Origin of the sequence: Shimia gijangensis (assembly GCF_900142085.1) — a bacterium.
Lineage (GTDB): Bacteria > Pseudomonadota > Alphaproteobacteria > Rhodobacterales > Rhodobacteraceae > Shimia > Shimia gijangensis.
In genome coordinates, this window is sequence record NZ_FQZQ01000004.1 from 193,363 (window position 1) to 216,158 (window position 22,796).

23 protein-coding genes and 2 tRNA genes are annotated in these 22,796 nt (G+C 55.6%); 14 read left to right on the forward strand and 11 right to left on the reverse strand.

Annotated elements, in window-relative coordinates; genetic code table 11:
- Window positions 1-50: 50 nt before the first annotated feature.
- The 3 genes from BUC32_RS05435 to BUC32_RS05445 all read left to right on the forward strand — a co-directional run bounded on the left by BUC32_RS05435 (window position 51) and on the right by BUC32_RS05445 (window position 1,896).
- A complete protein-coding gene (locus BUC32_RS05435) occupies window positions 51-962 on the forward strand; it encodes a helix-turn-helix domain-containing protein (RefSeq protein ID WP_175556898.1) in 912 nt (303 codons plus the stop codon).
- A 146-nt stretch (window positions 963-1,108) separates the two neighbouring features.
- On the forward strand, window positions 1,109-1,276 hold the full coding sequence (gene rpmG, locus BUC32_RS05440; RefSeq protein ID WP_007814563.1) for a 50S ribosomal protein L33: 168 nt from the start codon (window positions 1,109-1,111) through the stop codon (window positions 1,274-1,276).
- A gap of 113 nt (window positions 1,277-1,389) precedes the next feature.
- The gene (locus tag BUC32_RS05445; protein WP_073250362.1) at window positions 1,390-1,896 is read left to right on the forward strand and encodes a GNAT family N-acetyltransferase; all 507 of its coding nucleotides are present in this window, start codon (window positions 1,390-1,392) and stop codon (window positions 1,894-1,896) included.
- 55 nt (window positions 1,897-1,951) lie between these two features.
- On the opposite strand, the gene BUC32_RS05450 is transcribed toward BUC32_RS05445, so the two are convergent.
- Together BUC32_RS05450 and BUC32_RS05455 are read right to left on the reverse strand one after the other, a co-directional pair.
- Complete coding sequence (locus BUC32_RS05450; RefSeq protein ID WP_073250365.1) at window positions 1,952-2,728, reverse strand: Bax inhibitor-1/YccA family protein; 777 nt, start codon at window positions 2,726-2,728, stop codon at window positions 1,952-1,954.
- 118 nt (window positions 2,729-2,846) lie between these two features.
- Complete coding sequence (locus BUC32_RS05455; protein WP_073250371.1) at window positions 2,847-3,056, reverse strand: DUF1127 domain-containing protein; 210 nt, start codon at window positions 3,054-3,056, stop codon at window positions 2,847-2,849.
- Window positions 3,057-3,183: 127 nt separating this feature from the next.
- Between BUC32_RS05455 and BUC32_RS05460 the strand changes: the two genes are divergently transcribed.
- A complete protein-coding gene (locus BUC32_RS05460) occupies window positions 3,184-4,083 on the forward strand; it encodes a LysR family transcriptional regulator (RefSeq protein ID WP_073250374.1) in 900 nt (299 codons plus the stop codon).
- Window positions 4,084-4,164: 81 nt separating this feature from the next.
- Here BUC32_RS05460 and BUC32_RS05465 read toward each other — a convergent pair whose 3' ends face one another.
- Window positions 4,165-5,127, reverse strand: a complete 963-nt coding sequence (locus BUC32_RS05465; RefSeq protein ID WP_073250512.1) for an NADPH:quinone oxidoreductase family protein — start codon at window positions 5,125-5,127, stop codon at window positions 4,165-4,167.
- Window positions 5,128-5,427: 300 nt separating this feature from the next.
- Here BUC32_RS05465 and BUC32_RS05470 point away from each other — a divergent pair, with 300 nt between their 5' ends.
- The 3 genes from BUC32_RS05470 (at window position 5,428) to BUC32_RS05480 (ending at window position 8,100) form a co-directional block, all read left to right on the forward strand.
- Window positions 5,428-5,793: a helix-turn-helix domain-containing protein gene (locus BUC32_RS05470; RefSeq protein ID WP_073250376.1), complete on the forward strand. Its 366-nt coding sequence runs from the start codon at window positions 5,428-5,430 to the stop codon at window positions 5,791-5,793.
- 104 nt (window positions 5,794-5,897) lie between these two features.
- Window positions 5,898-6,647: a histidinol-phosphatase gene (gene hisN, locus BUC32_RS05475; RefSeq protein ID WP_073250379.1), complete on the forward strand. Its 750-nt coding sequence runs from the start codon at window positions 5,898-5,900 to the stop codon at window positions 6,645-6,647.
- Window positions 6,648-6,765: 118 nt separating this feature from the next.
- Complete coding sequence (locus tag BUC32_RS05480) at window positions 6,766-8,100, forward strand: 8-oxoguanine deaminase (protein WP_073250382.1); 1,335 nt, start codon at window positions 6,766-6,768, stop codon at window positions 8,098-8,100.
- Between the two features lie 29 nt (window positions 8,101-8,129).
- On the opposite strand, the gene BUC32_RS20630 is transcribed toward BUC32_RS05480, so the two are convergent.
- The 3 genes from BUC32_RS20630 to BUC32_RS05490 form a co-directional block, all read right to left on the reverse strand.
- Window positions 8,130-8,306, reverse strand: coding sequence for a hypothetical protein (locus BUC32_RS20630; RefSeq protein ID WP_175556899.1), 177 nt, complete (start codon window positions 8,304-8,306; stop codon window positions 8,130-8,132).
- Between the two features lie 93 nt (window positions 8,307-8,399).
- Window positions 8,400-8,474 (reverse strand) — tRNA-Gly (locus BUC32_RS05485).
- Window positions 8,475-8,509: 35 nt separating this feature from the next.
- A tRNA-Gly gene (locus BUC32_RS05490) sits at window positions 8,510-8,584 on the reverse strand.
- 173 nt (window positions 8,585-8,757) lie between these two features.
- On the opposite strand from BUC32_RS05490, the gene BUC32_RS05495 reads away from it, so the two are divergent.
- The 3 genes from BUC32_RS05495 to BUC32_RS05505 all read left to right on the forward strand — a co-directional run bounded on the left by BUC32_RS05495 (window position 8,758) and on the right by BUC32_RS05505 (window position 10,961).
- Window positions 8,758-9,081 carry a hypothetical protein gene (locus BUC32_RS05495; RefSeq protein ID WP_139280644.1) on the forward strand — a complete coding sequence of 108 codons (324 nt, stop codon included), beginning with the start codon at window positions 8,758-8,760 and terminating at the stop codon, window positions 9,079-9,081.
- A gap of 25 nt (window positions 9,082-9,106) precedes the next feature.
- The gene (locus BUC32_RS05500) at window positions 9,107-10,012 is read left to right on the forward strand and encodes a YHYH protein (RefSeq protein WP_073250388.1); all 906 of its coding nucleotides are present in this window, start codon (window positions 9,107-9,109) and stop codon (window positions 10,010-10,012) included.
- Window positions 10,013-10,100: 88 nt separating this feature from the next.
- Window positions 10,101-10,961 carry a glycosyltransferase family A protein gene (locus BUC32_RS05505; protein WP_073250392.1) on the forward strand — a complete coding sequence of 287 codons (861 nt, stop codon included), beginning with the start codon at window positions 10,101-10,103 and terminating at the stop codon, window positions 10,959-10,961.
- Here BUC32_RS05505 and BUC32_RS05510 read toward each other — a convergent pair.
- Both BUC32_RS05510 and BUC32_RS05515 read right to left on the reverse strand, forming a co-directional pair.
- The gene (locus BUC32_RS05510; RefSeq protein ID WP_073250395.1) at window positions 10,958-11,326 is read right to left on the reverse strand and encodes a GFA family protein; all 369 of its coding nucleotides are present in this window, start codon (window positions 11,324-11,326) and stop codon (window positions 10,958-10,960) included. The genes BUC32_RS05505 and BUC32_RS05510 overlap by 4 nt on opposite strands.
- A gap of 53 nt (window positions 11,327-11,379) precedes the next feature.
- A complete protein-coding gene (locus tag BUC32_RS05515; protein WP_073250398.1) occupies window positions 11,380-14,823 on the reverse strand; it encodes a pyruvate carboxylase in 3,444 nt (1,147 codons plus the stop codon).
- 234 nt (window positions 14,824-15,057) lie between these two features.
- Here BUC32_RS05515 and BUC32_RS05520 point away from each other — a divergent pair, with 234 nt between their 5' ends.
- On the forward strand, window positions 15,058-15,516 hold the full coding sequence (locus tag BUC32_RS05520) for a rhodanese-like domain-containing protein (protein ID WP_073250401.1): 459 nt from the start codon (window positions 15,058-15,060) through the stop codon (window positions 15,514-15,516).
- Here BUC32_RS05520 and BUC32_RS05525 read toward each other — a convergent pair.
- Window positions 15,513-16,646: an alpha-hydroxy acid oxidase gene (locus BUC32_RS05525; RefSeq protein WP_073250404.1), complete on the reverse strand. Its 1,134-nt coding sequence runs from the start codon at window positions 16,644-16,646 to the stop codon at window positions 15,513-15,515. The two genes, BUC32_RS05520 and BUC32_RS05525, sit on opposite strands and share 4 nt — an antisense overlap.
- A gap of 103 nt (window positions 16,647-16,749) precedes the next feature.
- Between BUC32_RS05525 and BUC32_RS05530 the strand changes: the two genes are divergently transcribed.
- Window positions 16,750-19,167 carry an ATP-dependent helicase gene (locus tag BUC32_RS05530; RefSeq protein ID WP_073250514.1) on the forward strand — a complete coding sequence of 806 codons (2,418 nt, stop codon included), beginning with the start codon at window positions 16,750-16,752 and terminating at the stop codon, window positions 19,165-19,167.
- A gap of 519 nt (window positions 19,168-19,686) precedes the next feature.
- Here BUC32_RS05530 and BUC32_RS05545 read toward each other — a convergent pair.
- The gene (locus tag BUC32_RS05545) at window positions 19,687-19,902 is read right to left on the reverse strand and encodes a DUF1127 domain-containing protein (RefSeq protein WP_073250412.1); all 216 of its coding nucleotides are present in this window, start codon (window positions 19,900-19,902) and stop codon (window positions 19,687-19,689) included.
- A gap of 242 nt (window positions 19,903-20,144) precedes the next feature.
- Between BUC32_RS05545 and BUC32_RS05550 the strand changes: the two genes are divergently transcribed.
- The gene (locus BUC32_RS05550; protein ID WP_073250415.1) at window positions 20,145-21,218 is read left to right on the forward strand and encodes an Mrp/NBP35 family ATP-binding protein; all 1,074 of its coding nucleotides are present in this window, start codon (window positions 20,145-20,147) and stop codon (window positions 21,216-21,218) included.
- Window positions 21,219-21,276: 58 nt separating this feature from the next.
- On the opposite strand, the gene BUC32_RS05555 is transcribed toward BUC32_RS05550, so the two are convergent.
- Complete coding sequence (locus tag BUC32_RS05555) at window positions 21,277-21,585, reverse strand: EthD family reductase (RefSeq protein WP_073250418.1); 309 nt, start codon at window positions 21,583-21,585, stop codon at window positions 21,277-21,279.
- Between the two features lie 181 nt (window positions 21,586-21,766).
- On the opposite strand from BUC32_RS05555, the gene BUC32_RS05560 reads away from it, so the two are divergent.
- Window positions 21,767-22,792, forward strand: coding sequence for a Hint domain-containing protein (locus BUC32_RS05560; RefSeq protein ID WP_139280645.1), 1,026 nt, complete (start codon window positions 21,767-21,769; stop codon window positions 22,790-22,792).
- Window positions 22,793-22,796: the final 4 nt, after the last annotated feature.

The window sequence follows — 22,796 nt, forward strand, 5'->3', positions numbered from 1 at the left end:
ACATCAAAAAACGGCCATCGCCAAATTCCCGCTCCCAAGGCGATGCAGTGATGCAGGCTGCTTTGCCCGATCCAAATCTGATTGAAAAAATGTCGCCTTGGAGAATGAGGTTCCGCCAGATTGAACCGGGGCCAATGCAAACATGTGTCAAAGTTCGCAGCGGAAGCATTCTGACCTTGCTTGAGATCAGTATGAACAAGGCCGTGCACCAACAAGGTTTGGCCCCTCCCGGGACGCTGACATTTGGAGTTTCCCTGTCGCACAACCCCTTTCGATGGCACGGTGCCAATATGCAGAATAAAAGAGTGCTGACTTTTGGCAACGAGGGTGGGTTTGAAGGGCTTACAAGCCACACCTTCCACGGACTTACATTTTCTGTAGACAACTCCGAAATTGACGCCTTGTCAGATCGTTTGGGAATTTCGATTGATGATCGGATCAGGTCATGTGGGGTCTTTGAACCGGCTCTTGCAGGAGGCGCGGTTCAAACATTGTCCGAAACTACACTGAGCTATCTTAAACCGATTGGTGGTTCAGATATGGGACTCAACGAAGAAGAACAACTGCTGGCTTTTTTCTTGCAACTGGTTGCACCACCCAACCAACAAAAGGACAGAAGTACAGGGCGTCAGCGGGCGCGGGCGGTTCGGGTGGCGTTGGATTTTATGGAATCACATATAGGCGAGAATGTTCCAATCAGCAGAATCTGCGAATCTGCGGGTGTGCCGCAGCGGACGCTCAACCGTGCATTCCATGATCAATGCGGCGTTGGGCCAAAGGCGTATTATCTGCGTATGCGACTAGGCCTTTTGCGAAGAGTTTTGCTGGAACAGAAAGGTTTTGGGCGTGTTTCTGACGCGGCAAATCAGTATGGATTCTGGCATATGGGTCAATTGGCGCGCGATTACCAAGCCCAGTTTGGCGAATTGCCGTCGCAGACGTGCCTGGCCCGGCCAAGTTAGACCGTTGCCTGAAAGTCGTGATCCGATAAAAACCTGTCTGCCCAAAGTTTCTTGGGTAATGGCCATTGACTCGGGGGCCTGCATCATTAAAAGGCAGGCTTCATACGATTTTCACGGGCGCTTGCGTCCGTCGCAGGAGCACTATCATGGCGAAGCCGACCACCATCAAAATCCGTCTGAACTCGACCGCGGGCACGGGCCATTTCTACGTGACCAAGAAAAATGCACGAACCATGACCGAAAAGATGGTCGTACGTAAGTATGACCCGGTGGTGCGCAAGCATGTCGAGTACAAAGAAGGCAAGATCAAGTAAGATCGCCTCTTTGGAAAAAATGCACAGGCCGCGCCATCAGAGCGCGGCTTTTTGCTTTTCCAGCATCCCAACCGCGCCCTGATTTTCCCCAATGGACATCAAGGACGCTCCTCATGTCAGAATCTCTGATCATTCGCCCCGCAACACCTGCTGATCGTTCGGCGGTAACGCAATTGTTTCGCCTGTCATATCCGCAGCTGCTGCCTGGGTGTTACAAGGCGCAGACTCTGCGCGATGTCCTTCCCCATATTACCACTGCGCAACCTGCGCTGCTTGATTGCGGTACTTATTTTCTGGCTCAGGACGGCAAGGGATGTGTGATCGGGGCAGGGGGCTGGACAGACGTTAGCCCGGCCCGCGGCGTGTCGAAGGGTGGAGAGGGGCATATCCGCCACGTAGCGACCCATCCGGCGCATTTGCGCAAAGGTGTCGCCCGGCGGGTGATGGAAGCCTCTCTGGCTTCTGCACGGGGTTTTGGCGTCGAGCGGATGAATTGCATGAGCACTCTGACCGCGCACCGTTTTTATGAAGCGATGGGGTTTGTTACCTTGGGTGAGGTCGAGCTGACGCTGGCACCCGGTGTGCATTTTCTAGCCGTGCAATTGGCCCAGCAGCTTTGAAACAAAAAGGCCGGTCACTGGGACCGGCCTTTGGTTTTGACAGTGATCTTTGTGATTACTCGCGGCTGCCGAACAGCGAGAGCAGCATCATGAACATGTTGATAAAGTCCAGATACAGGCTCAACGCACCCATGATGGCAGCTTTGCCCAGCCATTCCTGATCGCCCGAATGGGCCATTTGCAGGTAAGTGGCTTTGATCTTTTGCGTGTCATAGGCGGTGAGGCCAGCAAAAATCAGAACACCGATTGCGGAAATCGCAAACATGATAGCTGGCGACTGAAGGAAGATATTAACGATCATCGCGACGATCAAACCAATAAGACCCATCACCAGGAATGTGCCCATACCAGTGAGGTCTTTCTTGGTCGTGTACCCGTACAGCGACAATCCTGCGAAAGCGATCGAGGTGATCAGAAAGACCTGAACAATCGAGACGCTTGTATAAACAAGAAAGATCGAGCTGATCGACAGGCCCATCAGTGTCGCAAAGACATAGAAGTAAAGCTGCGCGCCAGCAGCCGAGATGCGCGGGAGCACAGCACCAAAGCCAAACACCATGCCAAGCGGAGCGAGCATAATCACCCAGCGCAGAGGTGATGCATAAATCGCATTACCCAGAGCCGTCAGGTACTGTCCCTCACGGATCATCGGCACAGCGTTATTGGGATCACTGGTGACAGCCATGCCAGCAATGGCCCAAGCTGCGAGAAAAGTAATAAACATACCCACGGACATTGTGCCGTAGACTTTGTTCATGTGGGCGCGAAGCCCGGCGTCAATCTCGGCTGCGCGCGTACCTACGCCGCTCCGGATTGTGTCAAATTCAGCCATTCAAGCCTCCGATATTGAACTATTGGGCCACCAGATCGCTCTGATGGCCTTTGAGTTGAATATCGGTGAGCTTGCGCCCTTTTTCAAGGATTTCCGGTGGGAAAAATACCGTTTCTTGTTATCCGCGCCAGTTGGCAGGCACGTCCCACAGTGAACGCTTGGCTTCAAGCTCGGCCTGAGTGCGGGTCAAACCGAGATCATGCAGGGCAATATCGTCCAGCCGTGTAAGGGCTTTGCGCTGGCGGCGCAGGGCCGCCATGTCGCGAAGGGAAATGGTTTTGGCCGAAGAGAGGCCAGCTTGGCGACCGAGGGTAGCAATAAGGGTCATTTTCTTGTCCTTTCCTGGTGTGTGATGGTTTTGTGCGCTTCCATCAAATTACTTGATGTATATGAGGGAGTGTGGGAGATAATAAAAACGAATGTTTGTGACGTGATACATCAAGGATGGTGATGCAATGCGAAATCTTGACGTAACAACCCTGCGCAGCTTTGTGGCCGTGGCCGATCTTGGTGGCGTGACCAAAGCAGCGGGATTCCTGCATTTGACCCAATCGGCAGTGTCCATGCAGTTGAAACGGCTGGAAGAGTTGCTTGGGGTGGACCTGCTGGATCGCACTGGGCGCGGCATTGCGCTGACCCCGTCCGGTGAGCAGCTTTTGGGGTATGCACGTCGTATGGTGTCGTTAAATGACGAAATGATCCGACGTCTGACACATGAGGAATTCGAAGGTGAAATCACGCTGGGTGTGCCGCATGACATAGTCTATCCGGTGATCCCTCGGGCCATGCAGCAATTCGCAGCCGCCTATCCGCGGGTGAAGGTTCATTTGATCTCGTCCTACACGCGGGCTCTGCGGGCGCAATTTGAAAAAGGTGAATGTGACCTGATACTGACCACCGAGGCAGAATTTGGTGCAGGTGCTGAAGAACTGGTGACTCTGCCACTCGCCTGGATTGGCGCCCCCGGAGGGGCCACATGGCGCCGCCGGCCATTCCGGTTCGCATCCGGGAAAAACTGTTTGTTCCGCACTGGCGCTATTCGGGCGTTGGATGAAGCGGGTATTGAGTGGGAAATGGCGGTTGAAACCGGCTCAGAGCGGACGGTTGAAGCCACGGTCAGTGCTGATCTGGGGGCAATGGCGATGATCGAAGGTACGGAACCACCACATCTGGAAGTCATCGATCACGGCGGCGCGCTGCCTGATCTGGGTATCCAGCACATCAACATGTACGGTGCCAAGGAAGGCAAGGGTGAAGTGGTCGCGCACATGGCGAGCCTTTTGCGGACTGGATTTGAGCCGATGCAGGTTCGCCCCGGTCAAAGCGCCCGCCGTCTGGTGGCTTTGGGGCGGTAGGGGCGCTGCCCCTGACATTGCCTTTAGCGTGGCAAAGCCGATGAACACCCTGGGATATTCTGTCCATTTAGAAGCCGTGGGTCAGCTCATCGTGACAACCACTTTGCCGGTTGATTTGCGGCTCCGTAGCAGGTCCATCGCGTCATTGGCTTTATCGAGGGGTATGACGTGGCTGATATGAGGTTTGATGCGGCCTTTACCGTACCACCCCATCAAAGTTGTCAGACTGTCCGTGATGACTTTAGGTTTGAAACCAAGATAGCCACCCCAGTAAAGCCCCATCACGGTCAGGTTCTTGACCAGAAGGTGGTTTGCCGGGATTTGCGGGATGTCGCCGCTGGCAAAGCCGATGGGCAAGAGGCGGGCTTCGGGGTTGCAGGCGCGGAACACGGCCTTGAACTGATCTCCGCCGACTGGGTCGTAAACCACATCAGCGCCCCCAAGTGATTTTATAACCGAACGTAAGTCTTCGGTTGTGGTGTCGATCAGGTGATCGGCGCCGGCCTGTTTGGCCACGGCAAGCTTGTCGGCGCCGCGCGCGCAGGCGATGACAGTAGCCCCCATTAGTTTGCCGATTTCAACAGCTGTCAGCCCGACGCCGCCAGCCGCACCTAAAACCACCAGAGTTTCGCCTGGTTGCAGGCGTGCACGGTAGTCCAACGCCACGTGGCTGGTGCCATAGGCAACAACGAAAGCTGCTGCATCTTCAAACGACATGTCATCCGGCAAAGGCACTGCGCGGCGGGCATCATAACATCCATATTCAGCCAGCCCGCCATGTCCAGCAAAGACTGCGACGCGGGTGCCAATGGCTGGCCCTGCTGTATCTGACCCGATCGCATCCACCACTCCGGCCACTTCCATGCCCCCGACAAAGGGCAATGGCGGCGTGTCTTGGTACGTCCCCTTCTGCATCAACAAATCAGCAAAATTCAGCCCACAGGCACCTATCCGAATTCGAATCTCTCCCTTTGAAGGTTCGGGTTTCGCAATATCTGTAACATCGGGGCGGATCTCGTGAGAGGTAATCTGGTACGCGCGCATGTGCATCTCCTGTCCGTGTGGGGCCGCTGTTCACTGGATAGCAGATGCAGCTAAAAAGGAATGTGTTTCTGGTCTCTTGTCGATATTTCGTAACGTCAGGAATTCCCTCTTTGATTGTATTTCTGTTGCGGTAAGTATCCGATGACTTGCATCAAGAACCTTGATCGGTTAGGGAAGTCTGTTAATATGTCTGTAACGCTGCAGGGATGTGGAGCGTTCCTCGAACCGGCGGTGCGGTTGTCGATCTGACAGTGCGCATGAGCCACGGCGGAAGCCGCGATAAGGATAGGGAGTCGTGTAATGACGCACCCAGTGGATGTGCACGTAGGGAAACGAATTCGTCAGCGCCGTTGGCTGACGGGTATGACGCAACAACAGCTGGCGGAACACGTTGGGATCAAATTCCAACAAATCCAAAAGTATGAAACTGGCGCAAACCGGGTCAGCGCTTCGCGGCTTTGGGATATTTCGGATGCGCTTGAGGTTCCGGTGAGCTTCTTTTTTGAGGGCATCGACGCTGAGCAGGTTGAGGCGAAGGGCAATGTCCCCGCGGACCTTATGGGGGACAAAGAGGCGCTTGATCTGGTGCGTTCATATTATTCGATCCCGGAAAATCAGCGCCGCCGTTTGTTCGAGCTGGCAAGGGTTTTATCTGACGTCGCTTGAGTTTGGATTTTTGCTGCGATAGCGATGTCTCGACTTGGCCCAGCAGAAAGACACCTGAAGTGACCGACAATGATCAAAGAGAAATTACTCGGGTAGCGCACGCAATGGCGGACGCTGCCCGAGACGCGATTCTGCCTCATTTTCGGCTGCCTGCACTGGTTGCTGCAAACAAAGAGGAGGGTGGCTTTGATCCTGTAACCGAAGGTGATCGGGCCGCAGAGCGGGCGATGCGTGCGGTTCTGGCAGAGCATCGCCCGCAGGATGGCATTTTCGGCGAGGAATATGGTCAATCCGAAGGCACCAGTGGCCTGACATGGGTTCTTGATCCGATTGATGGGACCCGCGGGTTTATCAGCGGCACCCCGACTTGGGGTGTATTGATCGCGCTGTCTGATAGCACCGGGCCCATCTTTGGCATTGTCGACCAACCCTATATCAAAGAACGTTTCGTTGGTGGATTTGGTGAGGCTTATGTGAATGGCCCACACGGTCGGCGCGATTTGCAGTGCCGCTCGGATAGCACGCTGAGCGATGCCATTCTGTTCACCACTTTCCCCGAGGTTGGCAGCGCGCAGGAAGGCGCTGCTTTCAAAGCTGTTTCGGACAAAGTAAAACTGACCCGCTATGGCATGGATTGTTATGCCTACGCGTTGGTAGCAACCGGGCAAGTTGATTTGGTGATCGAAGCCTGCCTCAACGCCTATGACATCCAAGGACCAATGGCGGTTGTGCAGGCTGCCGGAGGCATCGTGACAGACTGGCAGGGCGGTCCGGCGCATGACGGAGGCCGGGTCATTGCGGCTGCAAATGCCAGAGTACACGCCGAAGCACTGGCGATTCTCAAACAGTATTGAGTGACCGCGCCGCTTGAGCTAAAATGCCTGCGCGTCGAGTCCTTTGCCCGATTTCTGTCGGCGCTTTCACACTTCGGTTTACCGAAACGGGCAACACGAAGTGTGAAAGGACAACAAAATGCCCGAGTTACTGATCAAAAATGCGTCTCACGTTCTGACGATGGACGATGGCCGTCGCGAGATGGCAGGTGCAGATATTCGCCTGAAAGATGGTGTTATCGTCGAAATTGGCGAGGGGTTGGAAACCACAGGAGAGGTCGTTTTGGCCAAAGGCTGTGTTGTGACTCCTGGCTTGGTAAATACCCATCACCACCTTTACCAAACCCTGACCCGCGCTGTGCCGGGTGGTCAGGATGCTTTGCTGTTTGGATGGTTGCAAACTTTGTACCCAATCTGGAGCCGCTTTGGTCCGGAAGAGATGTTTGTCTCGGCGCAGGTTGGGATTGCTGAACTGATGCTGTCGGGATGTACGTTGACTTCGGACCATCTTTATCTATTTCCGAACGGATCAACGCTTGATGATACGATCCATGCGGCAGCTGAGATCGGAATGCGGTTCCAGCCAACGCGTGGCGCAATGAGTATTGGTGAAAGCGACGGTGGCTTGCCGCCGGATATGTTGGTCGAACGCGAAGAAGACATCCTCAACGATGCAATCCGGTTGGTGGATCGCTTCCACGATGCCAAAGAGGGTTCAATGTGTCGTGTTGGGATTGCCCCGTGTTCACCCTTTTCAGTCAGCCGCGACCTGATGCGCGATGCCGCCATTCTCGCGCGCGACAAGGGTGTGATGCTGCATACGCACTTGGCCGAAAACGATGAAGACATCGCCTATAGTCTTGAGAAATTTGGCTGCCGTCCGGGGCAATATGCCGAAGATCTTGGCTGGACCGGGGACGATGTGTGGCACGCCCATTGCGTGAAACTTGATGGGCAAGAGATTGATTTGTTTGCGCGCAGTCGCACCGGAGTTGCTCATTGCCCTTGCTCAAACTGTCGCCTTGGCAGTGGCATCGCACCCGTACGTGACCTGCGCGATGCGGGTGTCAAAGTGGGGTTGGGTGTCGATGGCTCGGCCAGCAATGATGCAGGCAATCTGGTGCTCGAAGCCCGCCAATCCATGTTGCTGCAACGGGTTAGCCGTGGGGCGGACGCGATGAGCGCACGCGAGGCGCTTGAGATTGCGACACGCGGAGGGGCTGAGGTGCTTGGGCGCCCCGATTGTGGACAAATTGCCGTGGGCAAACGTGCCGATCTGGCAATTTGGGATGTCACTGGTCTGGAAAGCGCTGGCAGCTGGGATCCCGCCGCCTTGTTGCTGGCAGGCCCCGTGCAGGTGCGTGATCTGTTTATCGAAGGCCGTCAGACTGTGCGCTCGGGCCATGTTACCACCGTCGACATGCCCCGCGTGATTGAACGGCAAAACGTTCTTGCCCGGACATTGGCCAGCTAACGCCCTTCATTGCCCTACGGACCATCCCACTAAGAACCGGCGATGAAGGCCCCGATAACCAGTGGGTTGTCGGGCCAGAACGGCCAGTGATCTGACACCAGCTGATCAATAACACACCAAAGCCCAAAGAAATCGAGACCAACTCGCCAAGGCAGTTGGCCTTTTGGATCTGGATTGCTGGGCGGCGTGAGGTCAACAGGATACATGTTTTGATCCAGTGTTGATTGCCTGCATATTTCAAGCGGCTGAAAATGCGAAAAGGCGCTGGTTTGACCCAGCGCCTTTTTCGTTTGTCCTTTTGGAGCGGGCGAGGCGATTCGAACGCCCGACCCTAACCTTGGCAAGGTTATGCTCTACCCCTGAGCTACGCCCGCACCGAAAAGGCAATCGACCTATATGGTCTTCTCAATGGAGCGGGCGAGGCGATTCGAACGCCCGACCCTAACCTTGGCAAGGTTATGCTCTACCCCTGAGCTACGCCCGCGTCATTGAGTGAGGCGGAGATATAAAGAGTCGAGCAAAGCCGCAAGAGGAAAATGGACAGGAGGCAAAAAAAATGTCACCGCTGCGACGGGAATTCTTTTCTATTTCGTATAGGTTTCTATGAACACACATAACCAAACCAGACTCACACGGCGCGGATTGTTGGTTGGATTGATGCTTCTGCCAGCCGCTGGCATGGCCCATGAAGGCCATGGGGCATCACGCATCAAAGCAGAAGCCAAAGTCCTGGCGATCAAGGGTCAGACGATGAGTCTGAGGATCGAGCTTGTTAATTTAGGTAGCAATTCGGTTCAGTTGCAGGGCTTGGGAACGGAACTCGCGCAGGATGTTCTTTTGGCGAATCCTGTTAGCGTTCCGGGCTATGATGCAGCGTCCTTAAAGGTTGATCTGCAATTTACTAAAGCGATCCCCGGTGTGTTCACAATTTATCTCGACTTTGGCGAACACGGGCGTGGTCCCGTGGTGGTTATGCCTTAGGTCGGCAGAAAATAGGGAGAACGGCATGGCAGGATTGCAGAATTTTAAAATTGCCGCATTGGCCGTCGCCATCGTGGCGGGATTTGTGGCTGAAACCCAAGCTCAGCAGAACGGGCGACCACCAATGCGCCAGCACACAGCGACCAAGGCGCAATCCATTCAGCTTGTTTCCGCCAACCGGTCTTTAAAAGGTGCCAAGGTGCAGGAAACCATCAGCGGTGCAACCCGCATCATCCGCACCACTGGGTTGCCAGATCACGCGGTCGGCAGGTTCCCGAATGAAGGCAATCCGCACGCAATCAAGGCCCAGAACAAGACCTACAAGATGAGCGCCAATCCCAAAGTTGGCCGCGCGCGCGACTTGAAGCTGGCGCAGCTGTTTGGGGTTGCCGTGAATGGTGTGCCCTTTGACCCGGGCGCTGCCGAATTCTGGCAGGGCAATCCACGATCTGGTTGGCAATACGAGGCCCTTGGCGGGGCAGTCCTGCTCGGGGTGGATTCAAACTATGCCCATGTCCAGCCGACAGGGACCTACCATTATCATGGCCTACCCATTGGGTTGATGCAGAATCTGAGCTGGTCAAAAAATACTGCTTCACCGCTGATCGGATATGCGGCCGACGGATTCCCGATCTATGCCATTACGGCGCAAAAGAACGGTGAAATTGCAAAAATGACCAGTTCGTATCGGTTGAAGTCCGGAAACCGACCGGGCGGTCGTCAGCCCGGTGGGCGTCATGACGGGGCATTTGTACAGGACTGGACCTATGTCAAAGGGGCGGGATCCTTGGATGAATGCAATGGTGCGGTTGTGAAGACGGCTGACTATCCGCAAGGCACCTATGCGTATTTTCTGACGGATAGCTTTCCGGTTATTCCGCGGTGTCTCAAAGGCAAACCAAACTCCAGCTTCATGAACCGTCCTGCATAAATCTGGGTAATGTCGGTTCTTTGCGGCGTCTTGATGGCATGATATCCCCGGGAAAAACTCCAGCAAAGTTCTGAAAGAGCGGGATGCCATGGCCGAAAAATATATCATAACGCTTTCATCAATTCCGCCGCGATTTCACCAGATCGGACCTGTTTTAGAGAGTCTTCTTGCTCAGACTGCTAAGCCTGAAAAAATCATTTTGTACCTGAGCCGCCATTACGGCCGTTATCCGGATTGGGATGGCGCGTTGCCTGAGGTGCCGGACGGTGTGGAAATACGCTTGGTTGACGAAGATTATGGGCCAGCAACCAAAGTAATTCCGGCGCTGAAGCAATTCGCAACCGGCGGATACAACATTCTTTTTCTGGATGATGATCAGATTTATCCCCGCAATCTGGCGCGGTATATGCTCAAGATCCGCAAGCGACGTCCAAACGATTGTCTGGCCGTAAGCCGGATGTTGGACTATGATCCACTTCCCGGAACGACGCGCCAGTTTCAGCATACCCCCCGACCGGTTCGTCGCTGGCGCAAAACGCATCTGGGCTATCAACTGCATCTATTGTGGTTGGAGACTCTGGGCCGGATCACAGGCAAAACCTATCAAGAGCCGCCGCGCCGGGTGTACCTGCGGTCAGGCTATGCCGACGGTTTCGAAGGGTTTCGCGGGGTCATGGTCAGGCCCGAGTTTTTCCCGCCCGAGGTGTTCAATATACCCGATTTTGCCAGAGCGGTGGATGACATCTGGTTGTCAGGGCATGCTCTGCGTATGGGGCATCCCGCCTGGATCATGGGGGGCGTGTTTGCCCCTTGTCTGGAATCCAAGCAATTGCCTGCTCATGAAGACGAAACAGCATTGCACCACAATGAGTTTCACGGGCGAGATCGTAAGACTTCAAACCATGAGGTCGTGAGATATTTTCAAGAAACCTATGGTATCTGGCTCTAACGATCGTGATTGTATTGTGTCATTCCGGGAAAAGTTGGCAGACAGCCTTCCCGCCGTATCACCCAGCTTTCGTAGGTTGGTTTGAACTGGTCTGGAGCATCCAGCGCACCTAGGTGGATTTCAATCTCATCCTGACTTATTGCAAACACCGATGACCCGCATGCTGGACAGAAATGCCGTCCCTGATAGGCGCGGGTTTCACCCTCAGTCTTTACCGCTTCTTTGGGGAAAATTGCCGCCGCATAAAACAGCGCTCCGTGATGTTTGCGACAGTCGAGACAATGACACAAACCCACCCGATCCGGTTGTCCCGAGGTGGTGAACCGTATTGCGCCGCAAAGGCATCCGCCTGTGACTTCGGTCATGCTGTTCTCCCCGAAAGCAAAAAGCCCCGCCAGACAGGCAGGGCTTTTCAGCGTTACTCCAACTCGACCAACAGGTCCTTGGCGTCGATCTGCCCGCCTGCGTGGGCATGAACCTCAGCCACCGTGGCGTCGCGTTCGGCGTGGATGCCGGTTTCCATCTTCATGGCTTCGATCGTCAGCAAGAGATCACCTTCTTTGACCTTCTGGCCCGCACTCACGGCAACACTTGCCACAACACCGGGCATTGGTGCGCCGATGTGATTGGCATTGCCTGCTTCGGCTTTGGGGCGCTGGGCGGTTGTGGACTTTACCAAACGGTTGGGCACGCGGATCACACGGGGTTGACCGTTCAATTCAAAGAACACTTTGACCTCACCATCCTCGGTGGTCTCGCCAATGGCCTGCAGGCGGATTTCCAAGATCTTACCGGGATCAATTTCGGCGGTGATCTCTTCACCGGGCTCCATGCCATAAAAGAAAGTTCGCGTCGGCAAGGCTCGCACCGGTCCGTAAAGGCGGTGGCGTCCCATGTAATCAAGGAACACCTTGGGATACATCAGATACCCGTTCAGGTCCTCGTTATCGACTTTGAAGCCCTGAAGTTCACCGGACAGTTCGGCCCGCGCAGCCTCGAGGTCCACCGGCTCCAGATGTTTTCCGGGGCGGTCTGTGTTGGGTTTGTCGCCCTTCAGAACCTTTTCGACGATCCCATCAGGGAAACCACCGGGAGGCTGGCCAAGATTGCCGCGCATCATGTCGACGACTGAGTCAGGAAAGGCCACATCCGTGTCCGCATCCTCAACCTGATCGCGTGTGAGACCCTGACTGACCATCATCAACGCCATGTCACCGACAACTTTTGAAGATGGTGTCACTTTGACGATATCGCCGAACATCTGGTTGACGTCCGCATAGGTCCGCGCCACCTCTGGCCATTTTTCTTCCAAACCCAATGAGCGTGCCTGCGCTTTGAGGTTGGTGAACTGGCCGCCGGGCATCTCGTGCAGGTAGACCTCGGACGCTGGCGCCGCGAGACCAGATTCAAACGCCGCGTATTGCGCACGCACACCTTCCCAGTAATCGCTGATTTCACGAATGGCTTCGATGTCCATGCCGGTGTCACGATCTGTGTGGCGCAGGGCCTCGACGATGGACCCAAGACAGGCCTGAGATGTCCCGCCCGAGAAGGCATCCATCGCTGCATCAACGGCATCCACTCCGGCATCTGCGGCTGCCAGAATGGTCGCTCCGGCAATGCCACTGGTGTCATGTGTGTGGAAGTGGATTGGTAGGCCAACCTCTTCTTTCAACGCTTTCACAAGAATTCGCGCCGAGGCCGGTTTCAACAGGCCAGCCATATCCTTTAGGCCCAGAACATGCGCGCCAGCAGCCTCTAGCTCTTTGGCCATGCCGATATAGTAGTTCAGGTCATATTTGGCGCGGGCCGGATCCAGCAGATCGCCTGTGTAGCAGATTGTGCCTTCACAAACCTTGCCGCTTTCCACGACGGCGTCCATCGCGACGCGCATGTTTTCTACCCAGTTCAGGCTGTCGAACACCCGGAATACATCAACGCCGGTTTCCGCAGCCTGTCGGACAAACTCTTGCACCACATTGTCGGGATAGTTTGTATAGCCGACGCCATTGCTGGCGCGCAGCAACATCTGGGTCATCACATTGGGCATGGCTTTGCGCAGGTCACGCAAGCGCTGCCACGGGCATTCCTGCAAAAAGCGGTAAGCCACATCAAAGGTGGCACCGCCCCAACATTCGACTGAGAACAGTTGTGACAGATTGGCGGCATAAGCAGGCGCAACTTTGATCATATCGACTGACCGCATCCGGGTCGCCAACAGTGACTGATGGCCATCGCGCATCGTGGTGTCAGTCAACAATAGCTGCTTTTGCGCCTTCATCCAGTCAGCCACGGCTTGGGCACCCTGATCGTCGAGCAGATTCTTGGTGCCAAAGGGTGTGTGACTGTCACGTACCCTGGGTGCGCGCGGAGCCTTAAGATCAGCTGCGGGTTCTGGGCGATCCGCCGTCTCCGGATGCCCGTTCACGCTGATGTCGGCAATATAGGTCAGAACCTTGGTGCCCCGATCGCGACGTTTGGTGAACTGGAACAGCTCGGGCGTCTCGTCGATGAACTTGGTGCTGTATTGATTGCGCAGGAATGTCGGGTGTTTGAGCAGGTTTTCAACAAAGGCGATATTGGTGCTGACGCCGCGAATACGGAATTCGCGCAACGCCCGGTCCATTCGAGCAATCGCCTTTTCTGGGGTCGGCGCCCAGGCGGTGATTTTGGTCAGCAGGCTGTCGTAATAGCGGGTGATGACACCGCCCGCATAAGCGGTGCCGCCGTCCAGGCGAATGCCCATTCCGGTCGCAGAGCGATAGGCCGTGATACGGCCATAGTCGGGAATAAAGTTGTTCTGCGGATCTTCGGTGGTGATCCGGGTCTGTAGTGCATGGCCATTGAGGCGAATGTCATACTGGCTGGCCTTGCCTGTGGCATCCGAGATCGATTTGCCTTCGGCAATCAGGATTTGTGCCTGCACGATGTCGATACCGGTGACTTCTTCGGTGACCGTGTGTTCCACCTGAACCCGCGGATTCACTTCAATGAAGTAGAACTTGCCAGTTTCCATATCCATCAGGAATTCGACCGTGCCCGCACATTCGTAATCCACATGGGCGCAAATCTTGCGTCCCAACTCGCAAATCTCCTCGCGCTGGGCCTCAGAGAGATACGGTGCAGGGGCGCGTTCGACGACCTTTTGGTTGCGGCGCTGAACCGAGCAGTCGCGTTCATAAAGGTGATAGATGTTGCCCATCTTGTCGCCAAGAACCTGCACCTCAACGTGACGCGCACGGATAATCATCTTTTCCAGATAGCCTTCACCATTACCAAAGGCGGCTTCCGCCTCGCGGCGGCCTTCCAGAACTTTTTCTTCGACTTCGTCTTCGGACAGGATCGGACGCATACCGCGTCCGCCGCCACCCCAGGACGCTTTGAGCATCAGAGGATAGCCAACTTCAGCGGCTTCGGCGCGGATCGCATCCATATCGTCGCCCAGCACTTCGGTGGCCGGGATCACCGGAACACCAGCGGCAACAGCCACTTTGCGGGCCGAAGCCTTGTCACCAAGCGCGCGCATGGTTTCGGCTTTGGGGCCGATAAAGGTGATGCCGTTGGCTACACAGGCGTCCACAAAGTCGGGGTTCTCGGACAACAGGCCATAACCTGGATGGATCGCATCTGCGCCGCATTCCTTGGCAACCCGAATAATCTCGTCAATGCTCAGATAGGCGGCCACTGGGCCCATGCCCTCGCCAATGCGATAAGCTTCGTCTGCTTTGAACCGGTGCAAGGACAGTTTGTCCTCTTCGGCAAAAATAGCGACGGTGCGTTTGCCCATCTCGTTGGCGGCGCGCATCACGCGGATGGCAATCTCACCACGGTTGGCAATCAGGATTTTCTTAAACTCAGCCATGGGCAGGCTCCCCTTTTGGTGTCTGTCCGGTTTCAGTTGGCGAACCCTAAGGGCATGCCGCAGTGCAGCGCAATACCTAGAGATACGGATTCTGTTACATTTCTGTAGGATTCTGTTCTGTTTTCGGACCAGTACGACCAATTCAATCGCACGACTTTGTGTAGAACGACCTGTTGCAAGCCGAATCCGGCCATGGCAGAAAGTTAATAATATTACTTATTTGGAATATGTCTTATGCTCAGCCGCCGCTCCGTCCTGCTCACAATTCCCGCCTCTGTGCTTTTTGCCACATTGGCCCACGCCGAGACCACGCTGACGCCCGAGCAAGCACTGGCCGGTATGGAGGGTAGCTCTCTCATCCTGATTGACATCCGTCGTCCCGAGGAATGGCAAGAAACCGGTGTTGCCAAAGGTGCCTGGCCTCTGGATATGACCGATAAACAATTTGGACAGCGCCTGATGGCGGTATTAGAGCGCAACCCTGACCATAGGGTCGCCATTATTTGCCGTACCGGTAATCGCACCAGCTATCTGATCAACGTTTTGGCCGAGAACAATATTTCCGGCGTGCTGGATGTCTCGGCTGGAATGGCAGGCGGGCCACGCGGCAAAGGGTGGATCCCATCAGGCTTGCCCATCGTGACCTCTGAGGAAGCTCAAAATTCCATGCCAGACGATCTGACGGCAGGTTAAGTCGCGAGGCAAGCACTGAGATTGTCCAGCGTATTGACCCCCATCTGACCCATGTTGGCCTGAAGGTCTTGCTTCAGGATATCGATCAGATGATCCGGTCCGGCCTCACCCAGTGCGGCAAGCGCATAATGAAACCCACGACCCATCATGACAAAGTCCGCCCCAAGTGCGAGGGCGCGCAGAATATCAAGGCCTGTCTCGACACCGCTGTCCAAGATCAGCGGTAAGCTGGTCGCTGCTCGAATATCAGGCAAGGCCTCGATCGTAGCGGGGGACGCATCAAACTGGCGCCCTGTGTGGTTGGAAATCCAAATGGCATCCACGCCAGCCTGTTCCAGCTTTGGCGCATCTTCGGCGCGCATGACGCCTTTGATGACGAAGGGTCCGTCCCAATTGTCGCGAAGCCAGTGCAAATAGTCCCAATCCGGCGAGGTGCGCAGCAAGTACCCGGCATGTGCGGTGGAATTCATGCCGGTCAGGTTTCCGGCATACCCATCAATCAACCGCATCCGGGGCATGCCCGCCCTGAGTGTTCCCATCGCCCAAGAAGGCCGCCGTGCGATCTGTGTCAGCAAACGCGGGGTCAGGCGCGGTGGTGTTGTCAGCCCGGAACGAACCTGACGCTCTCGGCGGCTGGCAACGGGGACATCAACCGTTAGAACCAGCGTTGTGAATCCGGCCTCTTTTGCGCGATCCAACATGTCTTTGCGAATGTCTTCATCGCGGGGCGGGTACATCTGAAACCAGCCGTCATCGCCGAGATGTGGTGCAACAGTCTCCGGTGTCTGGCTGGCCACAGTCGAAAGCGTATAAGGAATGCCAAGCCGTGCCGCGGCGGCGGCCAGCAGGCGCTCAGCATTTGGCCAGATCAGCCCAGACATGCCCACCGGCGCAATCCCCACGGGGATGGGATAGGTCCGGCCCAACAACTGGCGGGAGATGTCGACGTTCAGTTCACCATGCAAAATTGAGGGATTGAAAAGGATGTCGTCAAACCCCAGCCTGTTGCGGGCCTTGGTGCGTTCGTCGCCTATTGCACTGTCCAGAAATTCCCAGACAAATTTGGGAATCCGGCGCTGGGCTTGCGCACGGAGATCGGACAGGGCGGGGTATCTCGCGTGTAAATTCATGCCGCCTATGTTTGCTGGAAATGGGGTGATGTCCAGCGAAACAATGCGTGAAGAACATAATGGGAACTTCCATTCGCGCATGACCAAGGCTACATTGTCGCCCATGAGCAGTTTTGACGAATCCGACGCCTTTGAAGGCGCATCTCTAAGTGCCCGCGCCATGGCTGCGCGACCCATGCCGTATCTTGACGAGTTGAACCCGGCCCAACTTGAGGCGGTTGAACAGATGGATGGCCCGGTTCTGATGCTGGCCGGGGCTGGTACGGGCAAGACCAAGGCGTTAACAGCGCGGATTGTGCATCTGTTGAATAAAGGCAGAGCCCGACCAAACGAGATACTCGCAGTGACTTTTACCAATAAAGCAGCTCGCGAGATGAAGAACCGCGTTGGCCATATGCTGGGTGGTTCGATTGAAGGCGTGCCTTGGCTGGGCACGTTCCATGCGATCTGTGTCAAACTGCTTCGCCGTCATGCCGAACTGGTTGATCTAAAATCGAACTTCACCATTCTGGACACGGACGACCAGATTCGCCTGTTAAAGCAACTGATCCGGGCCAACAATATTGACGACAAACGCTGGCCTGCGCGCCTTTTGGCGAGCCTGATTGATGGTTGGAAAAACAAGGCGCTGACTCCCGACAAATTGCCCGCCGCTGACGCAGGCGCGTTCAACCACCGGGGGGGGGAGCTTTACGATCAATACCAAAGGCGGTTGCGCGAATTGAACGCTGTGGATTTTGGCGATCTTCTGTTGCATGTCGTCACCATCTTTCAGAAACACCCTGATATTCTGAAGCAGTACCAGCGCTGGTTTAAATACATCCTTGTCGACGAATATCAGGATACCAACGTCGCCCAGTACATGTGGCTACGACTGCTGGCCGGGGGGCACAAAAACATCTGTTGCGTCGGCGATGACGACCAGTCGATCTATGGTTGGCGCGGGGCCGAGGTGGGCAATATCCTACGGTTTGAAAAGGATTTTCCTGGCGCGTATGTGGTTCGGTTGGAACAAAACTATCGCTCAACCCCGCATATTCTGGCCGCCGCGTCGAACGTCATCAAAGGCAATTCTGATCGGTTGGGCAAAGAGCTTTGGACGGATGAGACGGATGGGGAAAAGGTTCGTCTGATTGGCCATTGGGATGGCGAAGAAGAGGCCCGCTGGATCGGAGAAGAGATCGAGGCGATGCAGGGCGGCACCCGTGGCATGGCGCCAATGTCTCTGGACCATATGGCCATTCTTGTGCGTGCCTCGCACCAGATGCGCGCTTTTGAAGATCGGTTTCTGACCATCGGGTTGCCTTACCGTGTGATTGGCGGCCCACGATTTTATGAGCGGCTCGAAATTCGCGATACCATGGCCTATTTTCGCGTTGTGGTCAGCCCGGATGATGATCTGGCGTTTGAGCGGATTGTGAACACCCCCAAACGTGGTCTTGGCAATGTTGCGCAGCAGAAAATTCAAACCTGCGCACGGGCCAATGGTGTGTCGTTGATCGAAGGCGCACGCATCCTGCTTGAAGAAAAAGGTCTTGGGGGCAAAGGCGCCAAAGAGCTGGCGTTGTTGGTTGATGGACTTGCCCGGTGGCGCGAAAAACTGATTGGGCCGCGCATTGTGGTCGAGGATGATGCGGTGCTGGACGATGGTGCCGCACCCATTGTGTCGCGCGGCGATCCGGAACTGAGCCACATTGAACTGGCCGAAGTCATCTTGGATGAATCCGGCTACACCACCATGTGGCAGAACGACAAAACACCCGAAGGTCCGGGGCGGCTTGAGAACCTCAAGGAACTGGTCAAGGCCTTGGAAAACTTTGAAAACCTTCAAGGATTCCTCGAGCACGTCAGCCTGATTATGGACAATGAATCCGATGATGCCGAAGCCAAAGTCACCATCATGACCCTGCACGGTGCCAAGGGTTTGGAGTTTCCTGCCGTGTTCCTGCCCGGTTGGGAAGAAGGGTTGTTCCCATCCCAACGCAGCATGGACGAAAGCGGGCTCAAGGGGCTCGAGGAAGAACGCCGTCTGGCCTATGTAGGGATCACTCGGGCCGAAGAATTGTGTACAATTTCTTTTGCCGGTAATCGGCTGGTGTATGGCCAGTGGCAATCCCAGATGCCGTCAAGGTTCATTGACGAATTGCCCGAGGAACATGTCGAGGTTCTGACGCCTCCGGGTCTTTATGGCGGGGGTTTTGGCGCGGCGGCGAGTGTTGGCAAAAGCAGTCTTGATGACCGTGTGGCCAGCGCCAATACCTACAATTCTCCGGGTTGGAAACGTATGCAATCGCGGGCCGGGCAATATGGGGCGTCGCAACCCAAAGAAAGCCGCGCTCCGGTGATTGATATGACGGCAGTGTCCAGTTTTACGGTCGGGGACCGGGTGTTTCACCAAAAATTCGGGTACGGTAGTGTGCTGGAAATTGAAGGCGATAAGCTGGGCGTGGATTTTGACAAGGCGGGGCTGAAAAAGGTCGTCTCCAGCTTTGTCACGTCGTCGGACGACATTCCGTTCTAGGGGCTGCCATTTCGGCGTTTTGTCCGTTTTGTACAAATATTTGCGAGGGACTCACCGGTTTGTACTTTTTGTACAAACTGCGGTTTTGGCCGCGCATCCCACAAATTTCAGGGTTTGAAAAAGAAAAACGGCGACGCAAGGGAGGAGAGCGCCGCCGTTCTTTTCGGCAAAACGTTCAGGGAGGAGGAGAGAACGTCTTGCTGTCTGTTGGGCCGTGGGCCCGGAATTTTGTGCGGCAGCCCCAGGGAGGAGGAGAGGAGCTACCGCAATTTACAAGGCATCCACAGGGAGGAGGAAGGAACACCTTGAACTTGTTGGGCAATGGTGAGCCCGAAATTTGCAAGCGGCGATACAAGGGAGGAGCGTATCGCCGCTTTATTGCAAGGCACCTTCAGGGAGGAGGAAGAGATGCCTTGTCTTTTTGGGTCGTTAGACCCGGAAACTCGCGACGATCAAAGGGAGGAGGAGATCGTCGCTATGAACAGAAAGTCGAGGGAGGAGTGACTTTCTGTATCAAATTCAAACTTCGTAAACCGCCTGATAGGCCACGCGGCGGATCATCGAACGGTTCAGGCCCATGTCAGCAAGCTGTGCATTGGTCAAACCGTACAGTTCATTCATGGTTTTGCGGAAAGCGCGGGCTTTCTTGAAACGCTCAACCAGATTTGAAGCAAAACCGACCAGGCGGTCTGCGGTGCCTTGCTGGGCGGTGGTGTATGTGCTGGCGTATGCCATCGGAGTGACCTCATGTGCGGATAATGCTGTTCGCTGCGTCGTTGTGCTATGGATATAGGGTTATGCTGCAGGTGCACAATGGCTAGCTCTGCAAAGCTGCTATGCAGAAAGCGAATAGGGACCTAACGTCAACGTCAGTCAGAATCACCCGCTCAAGCCCTTGAAAACAAGGGATAAGCGCATTGTGACTTGCGTTTGGCGAAGAATGGGGGTCTGTGGTGGCAACGAAGTAGGAGACAGAAATGGCGGTAACAGAATCGCAAGTTTTGGATGTTTTGGGCCGGTTTGATTTGCCCGATGGCGGAGATCTGGTTTCGCGCGACATGGTGCGGGCATTGGTGGTTGATGGGGATACCGTGCGGTTCGTTATCGAAGCGGCCAGCCCGCAAGTCGCCCAACAAATGGAACCGTTGCGCAAGGCCGCAGAAAACGCTGTTGGTCGGATTGAAGGCGTGGCGCGGGTATCGGTCGCGCTGACGGCGCATGGCCCAGCCGCAGCCCCCAAAGAGCCACCCAGCCTTAAGATTGGCGGCCATCCGAAACCTCAGCAGGGACCAATGAAGGTCGCCGGTGTCAAAAGCATTATTGCGATCGGGTCGGGTAAGGGCGGTGTTGGCAAATCGACCGTTTCAAGCAACCTTGCCGTGGCACTGGCCAAACAAGGCCGCCGCGTTGGTTTGTTGGATGCTGACATCTATGGGCCGTCTCAGCCCCGGATGATGGGGATCAACAAACGCCCGGCGTCGCCGGATGGCAAAACCATCATTCCGCTGCATTCTCATGGTGTCACCTTGATGTCGATTGGCTTCATGCTCGAGGAAGACAAAGCCGTGGTCTGGCGCGGACCAATGTTGATGGGCGCGTTGCAACAGATGCTGGGGCAGGTGCAATGGGGCGAGTTGGACGTGTTGATCGTTGACCTGCCACCGGGCACGGGCGATGTTCAACTGACCTTGTGTCAAAAGACCGAAATCAGCGGCGCGATTGTGGTGTCGACACCGCAGGATGTGGCGCTGATCGATGCACGCAAAGCGATTGATATGTTTGGCACGCTCAAGACTCCGGTTCTGGGATTGATCGAAAATATGTCGACCTATGTCTGCCCCAATTGCGGGCATGAGGCGCATTTGTTTGGCCACGGTGGCGTGGCGGCGGAAGCAGACAAAATGGGTGTGCCCTTGCTGGGGCAGCTGCCGATTGATCTGGACACGCGTCTGGCGGGAGATGGGGGTAAGCCGATCGCCGCTGGAGATGGGGCCATGGCCGAAGCCTATGGCCGGATTGCCGAAGGCCTGATCAAAGGTGGCATTGCCTGAGACATCTGAGCAGGACTGTATCAAAGGCCCCCACGCGCTGCGCGGGGGCCTTTTTAGATTACCCGATCACTTCACCGATCAGCACGGTTGGCTGAATATTGGTGAAGTTTGGAATATCGGCCATGACCGGTGCTGAGGCCTTCATGGCGGCATTCAGCGCGTCCTGGTCGGCAAACACCAGCGTCGCAATGGCGTGAAAACCAGCCGGCACATCTGGCCCACCGGCGATCCCTTTGGCGACAACTGAGGATTGGATATGGCTGCCCATATGCTCTCCGACCAGACCCATGTGGGTGGCGCCGTAATAATCGAAATCAAATGTGGTGCCTTCTGCAACCGGATAAATCACCTGAAGTGAGACTGACATCGCGTGTTCCTTTTTGGTTGAAGGTACAGCATGCGCGAGAAATCCAGCACAGGGAAGGGCACACGCGCCCGGCAAATGTGTCGAAAACCATTTCGGTTAAGTTGATTTTACCACTTCTGCGCCAAACTGAAGACGTATTCGGCAGGCAACCTCTGAATACTTGTTAGAAGGACAGGCGAACGTGCCCATCGAAACCCTATATGCGCTGGGAGAGAACCAGATGACCGTCTCAGGGGGCGGCCAGCTCTCTGGGATAACTGGGGGTGATGGGAGCCATTTGGCCGGGCTTACGATCACCTTGAACAACAACAACTGGGAAGCGATGGCTGTTCTCGATACCGAAGACAGCTTTGATGACAGTGACAACAGCCAGAGACTAAGCGGCGATCAGAGTTTTGACGGTACGATGTACACCGATGACAGTCGGGTCGAGGCGGAGTACGGTCTGACTTTGCAGGATCCCGATGGCAACACCTATACCGTCGTTGGCTTTAACATCAACGAAGGCGGTGGCGCGTCCTATGCCACGGTTGAGGGTTTGGCGTTTGTGGGGGGCGTGGCCGGTTTTCCCCCAATCGGCGTCCCGCTGACCGTCATTGCGACGTACGAAGGGCCTTCGGTGGATTATGTGGATCTGGCAACACCACCCTGCTTTACCCAAGGCGCGCTTGTAAAAACGCCTGGTGGCCTGCGGGCGGTGGAACAACTGCGCGAAGGCGATATGGTTGTGACCCGCGATAATGGCGGGGTGCCGGTGCGCAAGGTCCTGTCGACCCGGCTGCCCGGGGCTGTGCTCAGGCGCGAACCACAGTTTCGGCCGATCCTGTTTCGCCGAGATGCCATCGCACCTGGCGTTCCGGCCCGCGACACATGGTTGTCGCCGCAGCATCGGGTGTTGGTGACCGGCTGGAAAGCACAATTGTTCTTTGGCGAGCCTGAGGTGCTGGTACCCGCGACGCGGCTGGTGAATGGCATAAGCATACATCGAGAGCCAAGGAGTGCTGCGGTGAGCTACATACATCTTTTGCTGGAAGACCACGAAATTCTTACAGTGGACGGATTGGACAGTGAGAGCTTTTTCCCCGATGAAATGAGCGCAGCAGGTGCAGAGGAAATGCGCCAATTGTTCGGAAACGATCAGGGCGCGGTGATGCAAACTGCGCGTACAGTGGCGCGTGGGCCGGGCTGTAGGTTGCTTGGGGCCTGAAAAA

What these genes read in the sequence shown, in the direction of transcription:
- BUC32_RS05480 (WP_073250382.1), top strand. Translation starts at nt 6,766, where the DNA reads ATGCCCGAGTTACTGATCAAAAATGCGTCTCACGTTCTGACGATGGAC.
- BUC32_RS05460 (WP_073250374.1), top strand. Translation starts at nt 3,184, where the DNA reads ATGCGAAATCTTGACGTAACAACCCTGCGCAGCTTTGTGGCCGTGGCC.
- BUC32_RS05500 (WP_073250388.1), top strand. Translation starts at nt 9,107, where the DNA reads ATGGCAGGATTGCAGAATTTTAAAATTGCCGCATTGGCCGTCGCCATC.
- BUC32_RS05465 (WP_073250512.1), bottom strand. Translation starts at nt 5,127, where the DNA reads ATGCGCGCGTACCAGATTACCTCTCACGAGATCCGCCCCGATGTTACA.
- BUC32_RS05445 (WP_073250362.1), top strand. Translation starts at nt 1,390, where the DNA reads ATGTCAGAATCTCTGATCATTCGCCCCGCAACACCTGCTGATCGTTCG.
- rpmG (WP_007814563.1), top strand. Translation starts at nt 1,109, where the DNA reads ATGGCGAAGCCGACCACCATCAAAATCCGTCTGAACTCGACCGCGGGC.
- BUC32_RS05455 (WP_073250371.1), bottom strand. Translation starts at nt 3,056, where the DNA reads ATGACCCTTATTGCTACCCTCGGTCGCCAAGCTGGCCTCTCTTCGGCC.
- BUC32_RS05505 (WP_073250392.1), top strand. Translation starts at nt 10,101, where the DNA reads ATGGCCGAAAAATATATCATAACGCTTTCATCAATTCCGCCGCGATTT.
- BUC32_RS05555 (WP_073250418.1), bottom strand. Translation starts at nt 21,585, where the DNA reads ATGTCAGTCTCACTTCAGGTGATTTATCCGGTTGCAGAAGGCACCACA.
- BUC32_RS05530 (WP_073250514.1), top strand. Translation starts at nt 16,750, where the DNA reads ATGAGCAGTTTTGACGAATCCGACGCCTTTGAAGGCGCATCTCTAAGT.
- BUC32_RS05435 (WP_175556898.1), top strand. Translation starts at nt 51, where the DNA reads ATGCAGGCTGCTTTGCCCGATCCAAATCTGATTGAAAAAATGTCGCCT.
- BUC32_RS05470 (WP_073250376.1), top strand. Translation starts at nt 5,428, where the DNA reads ATGACGCACCCAGTGGATGTGCACGTAGGGAAACGAATTCGTCAGCGC.
- BUC32_RS05515 (WP_073250398.1), bottom strand. Translation starts at nt 14,823, where the DNA reads ATGGCTGAGTTTAAGAAAATCCTGATTGCCAACCGTGGTGAGATTGCC.
- BUC32_RS05525 (WP_073250404.1), bottom strand. Translation starts at nt 16,646, where the DNA reads ATGAATTTACACGCGAGATACCCCGCCCTGTCCGATCTCCGTGCGCAA.
- BUC32_RS05545 (WP_073250412.1), bottom strand. Translation starts at nt 19,902, where the DNA reads ATGGCATACGCCAGCACATACACCACCGCCCAGCAAGGCACCGCAGAC.
- BUC32_RS05510 (WP_073250395.1), bottom strand. Translation starts at nt 11,326, where the DNA reads ATGACCGAAGTCACAGGCGGATGCCTTTGCGGCGCAATACGGTTCACC.
- BUC32_RS05520 (WP_073250401.1), top strand. Translation starts at nt 15,058, where the DNA reads ATGCTCAGCCGCCGCTCCGTCCTGCTCACAATTCCCGCCTCTGTGCTT.
- BUC32_RS05450 (WP_073250365.1), bottom strand. Translation starts at nt 2,728, where the DNA reads ATGGCTGAATTTGACACAATCCGGAGCGGCGTAGGTACGCGCGCAGCC.
- BUC32_RS05495 (WP_139280644.1), top strand. Translation starts at nt 8,758, where the DNA reads ATGCTTCTGCCAGCCGCTGGCATGGCCCATGAAGGCCATGGGGCATCA.
- BUC32_RS05550 (WP_073250415.1), top strand. Translation starts at nt 20,145, where the DNA reads ATGGCGGTAACAGAATCGCAAGTTTTGGATGTTTTGGGCCGGTTTGAT.
- BUC32_RS20630 (WP_175556899.1), bottom strand. Translation starts at nt 8,306, where the DNA reads ATGTATCCTGTTGACCTCACGCCGCCCAGCAATCCAGATCCAAAAGGC.
- hisN (WP_073250379.1), top strand. Translation starts at nt 5,898, where the DNA reads ATGGCGGACGCTGCCCGAGACGCGATTCTGCCTCATTTTCGGCTGCCT.